This is a genomic window from Paracoccus ferrooxidans (genome assembly GCF_029909815.1).
GTDB lineage: Bacteria > Pseudomonadota > Alphaproteobacteria > Rhodobacterales > Rhodobacteraceae > Paracoccus > Paracoccus versutus.
The window spans coordinates 245,732-258,327 of sequence record NZ_CP038201.1 but is presented as its reverse complement, the minus strand read 5'-3'; the positions used below and the strand labels follow the sequence as shown (position 1 = coordinate 258,327).

General features: G+C 69.8%; 11 protein-coding genes. All 11 read left to right on the top strand.

Annotated features, from left to right (window positions below; all coding sequences use genetic code 11):
- Positions 1-68: 68 nt before the first annotated feature.
- Genes E3U26_RS14265 through E3U26_RS14215 form a run of 11 tightly spaced genes read left to right on the top strand, consistent with a single transcriptional unit; the run spans position 69 to position 12,588 of the window.
- Positions 69-878: a CoA transferase subunit A gene (locus tag E3U26_RS14265; RefSeq protein WP_499106261.1), complete on the top strand. Its 810-nt coding sequence runs from the start codon at positions 69-71 to the stop codon at positions 876-878.
- Entirely contained in the window at positions 875-1,642 is a 768-nt protein-coding gene (locus E3U26_RS14260) for a CoA transferase (RefSeq protein WP_499106260.1), read from the top strand. Before E3U26_RS14265 ends, E3U26_RS14260 begins: the two co-directional genes overlap by 4 nt.
- Positions 1,639-2,838 (top strand): CaiB/BaiF CoA transferase family protein, encoded by a 1,200-nt coding sequence (locus E3U26_RS14255; protein WP_499106259.1) that lies wholly within the window; start codon positions 1,639-1,641, stop codon positions 2,836-2,838. The genes E3U26_RS14260 and E3U26_RS14255 overlap by 4 nt, the downstream gene beginning before the upstream one ends.
- Positions 2,835-3,881, top strand: coding sequence for a 2-hydroxyacid dehydrogenase (locus tag E3U26_RS14250; RefSeq protein WP_499106258.1), 1,047 nt, complete (start codon positions 2,835-2,837; stop codon positions 3,879-3,881). The genes E3U26_RS14255 and E3U26_RS14250 overlap by 4 nt, the downstream gene beginning before the upstream one ends.
- A gap of 8 nt (positions 3,882-3,889) precedes the next feature.
- A complete protein-coding gene (locus E3U26_RS14245; protein ID WP_036760552.1) occupies positions 3,890-4,567 on the top strand; it encodes a class II aldolase/adducin family protein in 678 nt (225 codons plus the stop codon).
- Entirely contained in the window at positions 4,567-6,057 is a 1,491-nt protein-coding gene (locus tag E3U26_RS14240) for an acetate and sugar kinases/Hsc70/actin family protein (protein ID WP_499106257.1), read from the top strand. The genes E3U26_RS14245 and E3U26_RS14240 overlap by 1 nt, the downstream gene beginning before the upstream one ends.
- Positions 6,054-7,598 (top strand): acetolactate synthase large subunit, encoded by a 1,545-nt coding sequence (locus E3U26_RS14235; RefSeq protein ID WP_072463881.1) that lies wholly within the window; start codon positions 6,054-6,056, stop codon positions 7,596-7,598. The genes E3U26_RS14240 and E3U26_RS14235 overlap by 4 nt, the downstream gene beginning before the upstream one ends.
- 12 nt (positions 7,599-7,610) lie before the next feature.
- A complete protein-coding gene (locus tag E3U26_RS14230; RefSeq protein ID WP_499106256.1) occupies positions 7,611-9,926 on the top strand; it encodes a molybdopterin guanine dinucleotide-containing S/N-oxide reductase in 2,316 nt (771 codons plus the stop codon).
- On the top strand, positions 9,923-10,501 hold the full coding sequence (locus E3U26_RS14225) for a carboxymuconolactone decarboxylase family protein (protein ID WP_499106255.1): 579 nt from the start codon (positions 9,923-9,925) through the stop codon (positions 10,499-10,501). The genes E3U26_RS14230 and E3U26_RS14225 overlap by 4 nt, the downstream gene beginning before the upstream one ends.
- 2 nt (positions 10,502-10,503) lie before the next feature.
- Positions 10,504-10,896, top strand: a complete 393-nt coding sequence (locus E3U26_RS14220) for a rhodanese-like domain-containing protein (protein WP_036760825.1) — start codon at positions 10,504-10,506, stop codon at positions 10,894-10,896.
- Between the two features lie 36 nt (positions 10,897-10,932).
- Positions 10,933-12,588, top strand: a complete 1,656-nt coding sequence (locus tag E3U26_RS14215) for an acyl-CoA synthetase (protein ID WP_499106254.1) — start codon at positions 10,933-10,935, stop codon at positions 12,586-12,588.
- Positions 12,589-12,596: the final 8 nt, after the last annotated feature.

The window sequence follows — 12,596 nt, the reverse complement described above, 5'->3', positions numbered from 1 at the left end:
GCTCTGCCTATCATAATTTTCAGAACTATGTTCCATATTTTGGAACACGCGGGAGGAGGGGAACGATCATGCCACAGGATCTGCGCGCCATGGCCCGCCGCGTCACGCCGGGCATGTCGCTGGCGCTGCCGGTGGATTACGCCGGGGTCTCGATGGCGATGACACGGCCGCTGATCGAGCATGGGGCGGGCGGGTTGCACCTGGTCTGCGTGCCGACCGGCGGCCTGCAGGTGGACATGCTGGTCGGTGCCGGGCTGGTCGCCACGGTCGAGACCAGCGCCCTGTCGCTGGGCGAGGCCGGGGGCGCGCCGCGGTTCAACGATGCCGTGCGACAGGGCGGCATCCGCATCCTCGACGCCACCTGCCCCGCGATCCATGCCGGGCTGATGGCGGCGCAGAAGGGCGTGCCCTTCCTGCCGATACGCGGGCTGATCGGCTCGGACGTGCTGGCGAACCGCCCCGACTGGCGGGTGATCGACAACCCCTTCGCCGCGGGCGATCCCATCGCGCTGATCCCGGCGATCAGGCCCGATGTGGCAATCTTTCACGCGCCGATGGCCGACCGCGAAGGCAATGTCTGGATCGGCCGCCGGCGCGAGCTGGCCGCCATGGCCTATGCCGCGACCGAAACGCTGGTGACGGTGGAACGCATCGTGGACCGCAGCCTGCTGGCCGACGAGATGACCGCGGCCGGCACCCTGCCCGCGCTTTACGTCGGCGCCGTGGCCGAGGCGCCGCGCGGCGCCTGGCCCTATGGCCTCTGGGGCGAATATGCCTCCGACACGGATGAGCTGATGCGCTATGCCGCCGCCGCCCGCACGGCCACGGGCTTTGCCGAATACATGGCGGGCTTCATGGGACAGGAGATGCCGGCATGAGCGCCGCCCTGCCCCGCGAGATCCTGATCTGCACCATCGCCCGGCTGCTCGACGGCGTGCGCCATGTCGCGGTCGGCGCCTCCTCTCCCATGCCTGCCGCCGGCGCGATGCTGCGCCGGGCGCTGGACGGCGGCCAGCGTCCGGTGCGGCTGTCTATCCTCGGCTCGGTCGAGCATAATTTCTTCACCAACGGCTCGGCAGAACTGTTCGACAGCGCGGGCCAGGGCCGGCTGGATGCCTTTTTCCTGGGCGGCGGCCAGATCGACGGCCAGGCCAACGTGAATCTGGTCGGCGTCGGCGACTATCCGCGGGTCAAGGTGCGCTGGCCCGGCTCGTTCGGCTCGGCCTATCTGTATTTCACCGTCCCGCGCGTGATCCTGTTCCGCGAAGAGCATTCGCCGCGCGTGCTGGTGGACAAGGTCGATTTCATCAGCGCCCCCGGCACCAGCGCCCCCGGCGTTTATCGCACCGGCGGGCCGGTCGCGCTGCTGACCGGCAAGGCGCTGTTCCGCTTTGACAAGGCGCGGCCGGGCTTCACGCTGGAAAGCGTCCACCCCGGCCATGACCTGGACGAGATCCGCGCGGCGACCGGCTTTGCCTTCGACCATGCGGAAACGCCCGCCGCCACCCCTGCCCCCGACGCCGCCACCCTGTCGCTGCTGCGCGGCCGGGTGCTGGATGAGCTTGCCGAAACCTACCCCGCCTTCGCCGCCGAATGGCGCAGCGACCTGGCGGCCCTGACCCGCGAAGGAAGCCCCGCATGATCAATCCCGGATCGATCGCCAATCTTCGGGTCATCGACGCCAGCCGCGTGCTGGGCGGTCCCTATGCCGGCCAGATCCTGGCCGATCACGGCGCCGACGTCGTCAAGCTGGAACCCCCTGCGGGCGACGAGACGCGCGGCTGGGGCCCGCCCTTCCTGGGCGATGCGGCCAGCTATTTCCTGGGCCTGAACCGCAACAAGCGCGGCATCGCCGTGGACCTGTCGCAAGAGAGGGGGCGCGAGCTGCTGCTGGCGCTGCTGGAAGACGCCGACGTGCTGATCGAGAATTTCAAGACCGGCACGATGGAGCGCTGGGGCCTGGGCCGGGACGAACTCGCGCGGCGCTTCCCCCGGCTGGTGCATTGCCGCGTCTCGGGCTTCGGTGCCGACGGGCCGATGGGCGGGCTGCCCGGCTACGACGCCGCGATCCAGGCGCTTTGCGGCATCATGAGCGTGAATGGCGAGGCGGGCGGCCAGCCGCTGCGCGTGGGCCTGCCGGTGGTGGACATGGTGACGGGCCTCAACGCCACCATCGGCATCCTGATGGCGCTGAGCGAGCGCGCGACCAGCGGCAAGGGCCAGTTCGTCGAGACCAGCCTTTACGATTGCGGCGTCTCGCTGCTGCATCCGCATTTGCCGAACTACTACCTCTCGGGCAAGGTGGCGGGGCCCTCGGGCAATGCGCATCCCAACATCTGCCCCTATGACACCTTCGCCACCGGGTCCGAGCCGATCTTCCTCGCCGTCGGCAACAATCGGCAATTTGCCACGCTCTGCGCCATGATCGGCCGGCCCGACCTGCCTGACGATGCCCGATTTGCCTCGAACAGCCAGCGCAACATCCATCGCGACGCGCTGAAGGCCGAGCTTGAGGCGGCGCTGGCGTCCTTTGACTGCGCGGACCTGTCGGACCGGCTGATCAAGGCCGGCGTGCCCTGCGGTGCGGTGCGCACAATCGATCAGGTGATCGCCGATCCGCATACGATCCACCGCGAGATGGTGGTGGACATCGGCGACTATCGCGGCACCGGCAGCCCGATCAAGCTGTCGCGCACCCCCGCCAGCTATCGCCGCGCGCCGCCCGGCTTTGCCCAGCACACGGGCGAAGTCATGGCGGAACGCGCGCTGGACCCTGACAGCTACCGCGAGGTGCTGCCGGGCCTTGACCCCGAAGAGAAAGCCGCGAGGAAAGCATGACGGACCGCCTGACCATCGGCATCATCGGCGACGGCTTCATGCAGCCGGGCTTCTTTGAAACCGCGCTGCGCGAGAAACTGCCCGGCCGCGCGCTGACCATCCGCAGCATGGAGGTCGACTGGCCGCTGCGGCTGAAATCCACCAAATACGACCCCACCCTGCCCGTGGGCGAATTCGTCGGCCGCCCCGAGGATTATTTCGACTTCCTCGCCGATCTCGACATTCTCGTCACCCATCTGGCGCCCATCACGGCCGACAGCCTCGACCATGCCCCCCGGCTCAAGGCCATCGCCGTGTCGCGCGGCGGGCCGGTGAATATCGAGATGGCGGCGGCCCGCGCGCGCGGCATCCCGGTGGTGAACACGCCCGGCCGCAATGCCTCGGCCGTGGCGGAGTTCACCGTCGGCTCGCTGCTGGCGGAAACCCGCAACCTGATCCGGGGCCATATGGCCGTCTCCAGCGGGCGGTTCGGGCGCGAATTCTATCACTACGCCAACACCGGCCCCGAACTGTGCGAGCTGACCGTCGGCATCGTCGGCTATGGCGACATCGGCACGCGGGTCGCACGGCTGTTGCAGCCCTTTGGCTGCGGCATCCTGATCTACGACCCGTTCAAGGAACTGACGCCCGAGGAAAAGGCCGCCGGTTTCGAAAAGGCCGAGCTGGACGACCTGATGGCACGGGCCGACGTGGTGACGCTGCACCCCCGCGTCACGCCCGAGACCAGGGGCATGATCTCGCGCGCGCGGATCGCGATGATGAAGCCCGGCGGCTATATCGTGAACACCACGCGCGGGCAGGTGCTGGACTATGGCGCGCTTTACGACGCGCTGGTCTCGGGGCAGTTGCGCGGCGCCGCGCTGGACACGTTCGAGCCCGAGCCGCCGCCCGCGGACTGGCCGCTCTTGAAGCTGCCCAACGTCACGCTTTCGCCGCATATCGCCGGCGCCTCGCGCCATTCCGCGATCAAGGCCGCGACCATGATCGCCGGCGACATCGCGCTGATCTTTGACGGCAAGCCGCCGCTCCATCCCTGCAAGTGAGGCATCCCATGACCGACGAAGAACGCGCCCTGCGCCTTGAGCTGATCGAATCCTGCCGCGCCATGAACCGGCTGGGCATCAACAAGGGCACCTCGGGCAATATCAGCGTCCGCCATGGCGACGGCTTCCTGATCTCGCCCACCGGCATCCCCTATGACAAGCTGCAGCCCGAGCATGTCGTGGCGATGAACTGGGACGCAACCTATGCCGGCGAGGTGCAGCCCTCGTCCGAATGGCGCTTTCACCGCGACATCCTGCAGGCGCGTCCCGACCTGAACGCGGTGGTCCATACCCATTCGACCCATGCCACGGCGCTGTCGATCCTGGGGCGCGAGATCCCGGCGATCCATTACGTCATCGCCGCCGCCGGCGGCGGCAGCATCCGCTGCGCGCCCTATGAGCTGTTCGGCACGCAGGAACTGGCCGACCGCGTGGTCGCCGCGCTGGAGGGGCGCCGCGCCTGCCTGATGGCGCATCACGGCGTCATCGCCGCCCATGCCAATATCGCCCGCGCGCTGGCGCTGGCCGTCACGGTCGAGGAGCTGGCCAGGCAATACCTGCTGTGCCTGCCGCTGGGCGAGCCGCCGGTGCTGTCGGACGAGCAGATCGCCGAGGTTCTGGTCAAGTTCAAGACTTATGGCCAGCAAGGCAGCGCCGCGCTGGAAGGGCTGCGCCAGGCGTCCTGATGGCTGTGCTGCTTTGCCTCGATTCCGGCACGACCTCGGTCAAGGCGGCGGCCTTCGACGAAGCCGGGCGCCTCTTGACCCAGACCGAGCGCCCGAACGGCGCGCTGCAACGCGAGGGCGCGCGGGTCGAGCAGGACATGCACCGGACCCGCGCCGAAGCGCTGTCCGTGCTGCGCGACTGCGCGGCGCAGGCGACGGGCCCCTTCGCGGGGCTGATCGTCACCGGGCAGGGCGACGGGCTATGGCCGGTGGATGCGGGCGGCCAGCCGGTCGGGCGGGCGCTGACCTGGCTCGACGGGCGCGCGCGCGGGCTGGTGGCCGCGATGGCGCCGGCGCTGGACGCGGTGCAGGCGGCGACCGGGTCGCGGCCGACCGCCGCCTCGGCCAGCCTGCAGCTTCTGTGGCTTCAGCAAAACGACCCCGCCCGCCATGCCCGCATTACCCATGCCCTGCGGCTCAAGGAATGGCTGTTCCTGGCGCTGACCGGGCAGCCGCTGGCCGAGCCGACGGCGCTGCTGCCGGTCTGGGGCGACTGGCGCAGCGGCGCGCTGGCGCCGGTGGTGGCGGAAAGCCTTGGCCTGTCGCGCGGGACCGAGCTGCTGCCCGACCTGGCCCCCGTCGGCGCGGCGCGGGCCGGGCTGTCCCAAGCCGCGGCCGAGGCGACCGGCCTGCCGCAGGGCCTGCCGGTGCTGCTGGGTCCGGGCGACGTGCAGGCGACGTTGGTCGGGCTCGGCCTCGGCAGCCGGGCCGGCGTCGGCCGCGCCTCGATCTTCGGCACCAGCGCGATCCATGCCTGCCTGCTGGACGATCCCGCCGCCATGCCGCAGGCCCCTGCCGGGGCGATGATCCAGCAATTCGCGCTTGGTCCCGGCTACCTGTGCTTTCACCCCTGTTTCAACGGCGCCACGCTGCTGCATCACCTGTCGCGCCGCTTTGCCGACCTGCCCGCCGCGCCCGCACCGGACTATTCGGCGCTGATCCTGCATCCCTTTCTTGAGCCGGGCGGTGAGCGCGCGCCCTGGACCGACCCCCATGCCTCTGGCGCGGTCATCGGCCTGACCGCGGCCAGCACCCCCGCGCAAATCGCCTGGGCGGGGCGCGAGGCGCTGGCCTTCGTCACCCGCGCCAGCCACGCGATGATGGGCGCGCCCGGCGGCGCCCTGTCGCTGGGCGGCGGGCTGGCGGGCGACGAACATTTCGCCCAGTTCCTCGCGACCGTCACCGGCTGCACGGTGCAGCGCAGTCCCGGCAGCCATGCCGGCCTGCGTGGCCTTGCCGCCATCGCCGCGCGCTTCCTGCTGGACGCCCGCGACCCCGCGCCATGGATCGGGTCGACCGGGCACGGGCTTGCGCCCGACCCCGGCCCCGTCGCAGCCTATGCCGAAGGCAAATACCGCCTGTTCGCCGCCCTGCTGGAGGCCGTGTCCCCGTTCTGGGAACCGCTCTCCGACCTGCGCGAACAGGCCGAAAAACTGATGGAGACCCCATGAACGGCGCCGATCTTCTGTGCGAAACCCTGCTGGCGAACGGCATCGACACCTGCTTCGCCAATCCCGGCACCTCCGAGATGCATTTCGTCGCGGCGCTGGACCGCCAGCCGCGGATGCGCTGCGTGCTGGGCCTGTTCGAGGGCGTCGTGACCGGCGCCGCCGACGGCTATGCCCGCATGGCCGAGAAGCCGGCAGCGACGCTGCTGCATCTCGGCCCCGGCCTGGCGAACGGGTTGGCGAACATGCACAACGCGCGGCGCGCGCGCTCGCCCATGGTCAACGTGGTGGGCGACCATGCGACCTGTCATCTGCCGCTGGATGCACCGCTGACCAGCGACATCGACAGCCTCGCCCGGCCGATGTCGCATTGGGTCGGCCGGGCCGAGGCCGCCGATGCCGTGGGAAGCCGCACCGCCGAAGCCATCGCGGCGGCGCGGGCCGGCGCCGGCGGCATCGCCACGCTGATCCTGCATGCCGACGCCGCCTGGACCCGGACCTCGGCCCCGGTGCCGGCGGCGGTGGTCCCCGCCGCCCCCGCCGCCCCCGATCCCGCCCGCATCCGCGCCGCGGCCGAGGCGCTGCGGAACGGCAAGCGCACCACCATCCTTGTCACCGGCCGCGCCCTGCGCGCCCCGCAGGCCGAGATGCTGGACCGCATCGCGCAAAAGACCGGCGCGCGCCTCATGGCGCAGCAGGCCAATGCCCGGATGCAGCGCGGCGCGGGCCGGGTGGCGCTGGACCGCGTTCCCTATGTCATCGACCAGGCGCTGGCGACTTTCGCCGAAACCGAGCAGCTGGTGCTGATCGGCGCCAATGCCCCGGTCGGCTTCTTTGCCTATCCCGGCAAGCCCGGCTCGATGCTGCCCGAAGGCTGCCGGGTGATCGCCATGGCGGGCGCGGACGACGACCTGCCCGCCGCCATCGCCGCGCTGGCCGGGGAAACCGGCATGGCGTCCGCCCCGCGACTGGCGGAACGCGGCGCGCCGGACATGCCCGGCGGCGCGCTGACCCCGGACGCCATCGCCGTCGCGCTGGCGCATCTGATGCCGGAAAACGCCATCGTCTGCGACGAATCCGTGACCTCGGGGCGGGACTTCTTCCGCTCGACCCACGGCGCCGCGCCGCATGACTTCCTGCAACTGACCGGCGGCTCCATCGGCGAGGGCATCCCCATGGCCACCGGCGCCGCGGTGGCCTGCCCCGACCGCAAGGTGATCGGGCTGCAAGCCGACGGCAGCGGCATGTATACCGTGCAGGGCCTGTGGACGCAGGCGCGAGAGCGGCTGGACGTCGTGACCATCGTCTTTGCCAACCGCCTCTACAAGATCCTGCATGGCGAATTGCAGAACGTCGGCGCCGGCACCCCCGGCGAGAACGCCCGGCGGATGCTGGACCTGGACGATCCGGCGCTGGACTGGGTGCGCATCGCCGGCGGCATGGGGGTCGAGGCCGCCAGGGCCGATACCGCCGAAGCCTTCTTCGACCTGCTGCGTTCCGCCATGTCGCGCAAGGGGCCGTTCCTGATCGAAGCCGTGGTCTGAAAGGGGCCAGCCATGATCCGCCGCATACCGCATTGCAGCCATTGGGGCGCCTATACGATCCTGGTCGAGGACGGCCGGATCGCAGGCGTGGAACCGCTGGCCATGGACCCCGCGCCCTCGGCCATCATCCATTCCGTCGCCGAATGGGCGAAGCCCGACCGCCGCGTGCTGCGCCCCATGGTGCGCGAAGGCTGGCTGGCCAAGCGCGAAGGCAGCGACCGCCATGGCCGGGGCCGCGAGCGTTTCCTGGCCCTCCCCTGGGACGAGGCGCTGGACCTTGTCGCCGGCGAGATCGCGCGCGTGGCCAAGACCCACGGCAATGCCGCGATCTTTGCCGGCAGCTACGGCTGGACCTCTTGCGGGCGGTTCCACCATGCCTCTTCGCTGCTGAAGCGGATGCTGAACCTGGCCGGCGGCTATACCGGCCATGTCGATACCTATTCCATCGCCGCCGGGCCGGTGATCCTGCGCCATGTGCTGGGCGACGACCGCGCCTGCGGCGGGCAGGCCAATACGCTGGACGACATCGCCGAGAATACGGAAACGCTGGTGGTCTTTGGCGCCATGTCGCCCCGCACCGCGCAAAGCGAGGCCGGCGGCATCGGCGCGCATTACCTGGAAGGCTATCTGCGCCGGATCGCGGAACGCGGGGTGCGGGTGATCCATGTCTCGCCGCTGCGCGACGACCTGCCGGATTGGGTGGGCGCGGAATGGTGGCCGATCCGGCCCAATACCGACGCGGCGCTGATGCTGGGCCTGGCGGGCGAAATCGTGGCGGCGGGGCGGCAGGATGCCGGTTTCCTTGCCCGCTGCACCAGCGGCTCGGACGAATTCCTGGCCTATCTGCGCGGCGAACCGGACGGGCAGCGCAAGGACGCCGCCTGGGCCGCGGCCATCACCGGCCTGCCCGCCGACGCGATCCGGGCCCTGGCGCTGCGGCTGGTGGGCAGCCGCAGCATGCTGACCGTCAGCTGGGCCCTGCAGCGCGCCCATCATGGCGAGCAGCCCTTCTGGACCGCGCTGGGGCTGGCGGCCGTGGCGGGCCAGATCGGCCTGCCCGGCGGCGGGGTCGGATACGGCTACGGCTCGCTCGGCGGCGTGGGCGCGCCCTTTTCCGTCGGCAAGTCGCCGGGCATGTCGCAGGGGGTCAAGCCCATCGACAGCTTCATCCCGGTGGCGCGGATTAGCGACATGCTGCTGAACCCCGGCGCGCCCTTTACCTATCAGGGCGAGACGCGGCACTATCCCGACACGCGGCTGGTCTATTGGGCGGGCGGCAATCCCTTCCACCACCACCAGGATCTGAACCGGCTGTCTCAGGCGTGGACCCGGCCAGAGACGATCGTCGTGCAGGATCCGATGTGGACCGCGACCGCGCGGCGGGCGGATATCGTGCTGCCGGCCTCGACCTCGATCGAGCGCAACGACCTGGCCGGCAACAAGCGCTGCGACCTGATCCTGGCCATGCGGCAGGCCATCGCGCCGCTGGGCCAGGCGCGCTCGGATTTCGACATCTTCGACGCATTGGCCCAGCGCCTGGGCGTCGGCCCCGCCTTCAACGAGGGCCGGGACGAGATGGGCTGGATCCGGCATCTCTACGATGAAAGCCGCACCCATGCCCTGCGCGCGCATGGCTTCCCGATGCCGGATTTCGAGACCTTCTGGGAACGCGGCCATGCCCCGGTGCCGGTGCAGCGCGACCATGTCTATCTGGCCGGCTTTCGCCACGACCCCGCGGGCCATGCGCTGGACACGGAAAGCGGGCGGATCGTGCTGGGCAGCAAGACGCTGGAGCGGCTGGGCCATGACGACTGCCCGGCGCATCCAGCCTGGCTGCCGCCCGCCGAATGGCTGGGCAAGGCCAGGGGGGACGAGTTGCACCTGATCTCCCACCAGCCGCAGGGGCGGCTGCACAGCCAGCTGGAAACCGGCGCCGCCAGCATGGCCGGCAAGCGCCACGGGCGCGAGCAGTTGCGGCTGAACCCCGCCGATGCGCAGGCGCGCGGCATCAACGACGGGGCGACGGTGCGGCTGTGGAACGCGCGCGGCGCCTGCCTTGCCACGGCTTGCCTGAGCAGCGACACCGCGCCCGGCGTCGCGGTGCTGCCGACCGGGGCCTGGTTCACGCCCGTCGGGGACGGCCCGGAAATCTCGGGCAATCCCAATGTGCTGACGCTCGACATCGGCACCTCGGCCTTTGGGCAGGGCTGTTCCGCCCATACCTGCCTGATCCGCGTCGCCCCCCATGCCGGCGACAACCGCGACCCGATGCGGACCTATCAATCGCAACTGGCAGACATCCTGCCCGACCCGGAGGAGACCCCATGACCGAAACCGCCAACGCCCCCGTCAGCCGCTTTGCCGTTCCCCGCCTTGCCGACATGCCCGAGGACATCCGCACCCGCATCGAGGCGGTGCAGGAGAAATCCGGCTTCATCCCCAACGTGTTCCTGACGCTGGCGCACCGGCCGGACGAATTCCGCGCCTTCTTCGCCTATCACGACGCGCTGATGGACCGCCCCGGCAACCTGACCAAGGTCGAGCGCGAGATGATCGTCGTCGCCACCTCGACCGTGAACCAGTGCCAGTATTGCGTCATCGCCCATGGCGCGATCCTGCGCATCCGCGCCAAGAACCCGCTGGTCGCCGACCAGGTGGCGATCAACTATCGCAAGGCCGACATCACGCCGCGGCAAAAGGCGATGCTGGATTTCGCCATGAAGGTCTCGGCCCGCGCGCAAGAAGTCGGGGACGATGACTTCGCCACCCTGCGCGGCCATGGCTTCGACGAGGACGACATCTGGGACATCGCCGCCATCGCCGCCTTCTTCGGCATGTCGAACCGGCTGGCCAACGTGTCCAGCATGCGGCCCAACGACGAATTCTATGCGATGGGCCGCTGATCATGGCTGTCGGCTACAAGCAGATGCTGGCCGAGGCCGATTCCGTGGTGCAATCGGTCACGGTCGACGAGGCGGCCCGGATGCGGGACGATCCGCAGGTGGTCCTGGTCGATATCCGCGACCCGCGCGAGCTTGAGCGCGAAGGGATGATCCCCGGCGCCTTCCACGCCCCGCGCGGGATGCTGGAGTTCTGGATCGACCCCGAAAGCCCCTATCACAAGCCCCGCTTTGCCGAGGGCGGGACCTATGTGTTCTACTGCGCCTCGGGCTGGCGGTCGCTGCTGGCGGCACGGGTGGCGCAGGAGATGGGGCTGGACACGCGCTCCCTGCGCGGCGGCTTCGGGGAATGGCGCAGGGCCGGCCAGCCGGTGGCCGAACGGCACGCCAAGGGCTAGACCACCGGGCGAGGCAACAAATTTGGGGGGAGAAGCATGACCAAATACGACGAGGGGCTGGACCGAACGGCGGCCAACCACCAGCCGATGACGCCCATCTCTTACCTCCGGCGGGCGGCGCAGGCCTTTCCCGATCATCCGGCGGTGATCCACGGCCGCCAGCGCCACGGCTATGGCCGGCTGTGGACCGATTGCTGCCGGCTCGCCTCGGCCCTGGCAAGACGGGGCATCGGGCGCGGGGATACCGTCTCGGTCCTGCTGTCGAACACGCCGCCGATGATCCACGCCCATTTCGGCGTGCCGATGGCCGGGGGCGCGGTGCTGCATTCGATCAACACCCGCTCCGATCCCGCGACCGTCGCCTTCCAGCTGGACCACGCGGAATCGCGCGTGCTCATCGTCGACCGCGAGTTTTCGGCGCTGGCGGCAGAGGCGCTGGCGCGGGCCCAGGTCCGGCCGCTGGTGATCGACTTCGACGACGCCGAATATCCCGAGGATGCCCCCCATCCCAAGGGCGCGCGCATCGGCAGCCTAGACTATGACCAGTTCCTGGCCGAGGGAGACCCGGATCACCCCGGCACCCTGCCCGGCGACGAATGGGACGCGATCTCATTGAACTATACCTCGGGAACGACCGGCAATCCCAAGGGCGTCGTCTGTCACCATCGCGGGGCGGCGCTGATGGCGTTGAACAACGTCATCCATGCCGGGATGGGCCGGCATCCGGTCTATTTGTGGACCCTGCCGATGTTTCACTGCAATGGCTGGTGCTTTCCCTGGACGGTGCCGGTGCAGGCGGGCACGCAGGTCTGCCTGCGCTGGGTGCGGGCGGGCGCGATATTCGATGCCATCGCCGATCACGGCGTCACGCATCTGTGCGGGGCGCCCATCGTCATGTCCACCCTGCTGAACGCTCCGGCCGACCAGAAGCGCAGCTTTCCGCAGCAGGTGATGTTCAACACCGCCGCCGCACCGCCGCCCGAGACGGTGCTGCAAGCCATGGCGAAGGCCGGATTCGGCGTCACCCATCTTTACGGCCTGACCGAGACCTATGGCCCGGCCGTGGTGAACGAATGGAATCCCGGCTGGGACGGGCTGCCGGCTTCGGAGCAGGCGGCGCGCAAGGCCCGGCAGGGCGTGCGCTATCTGTCGCTGGACGAGCTGGCGGTGATGGACCCGGACACCATGCTGCCCGTGCCGGCCGACGGCCGGACGCTGGGCGAGGTGATGTTTCGCGGCAATGTGGTGATGAAGGGCTATCTGAAGAACCCGGATGCGACCGCGGCGGCCTTTGCCGGCGGCTGGTTCCATTCCGGCGACCTGGCCGTGATGCATCCCGACGGCTATGTCCAGCTCAAGGACCGCTCCAAGGACATCATCATCTCGGGCGGCGAGAACATCTCCTCGATCGAGATCGAGGAACAGCTTTATCGCCACCCCGCCGTCGCGCTTTGCGCCGTGGTCGCCATGCCCAGCGAGAAATGGGGCGAGACCCCCTGCGCCTTCGTCGAGTTGCGCGACGGCAGCACGGAAACCGAGGCCACGATGATCGCCCATTGCCGGGCGGGGCTTGCGGGCTACAAATGCCCGTCGCGGGTGGTGTTCGAACCCCTGCCCAAGACCTCGACCGGAAAGATCCAGAAATTCGCCCTGCGTGCGCGCGCGGCCGAACTGGCGCAGGCCATGGCCTGACGGGCGGG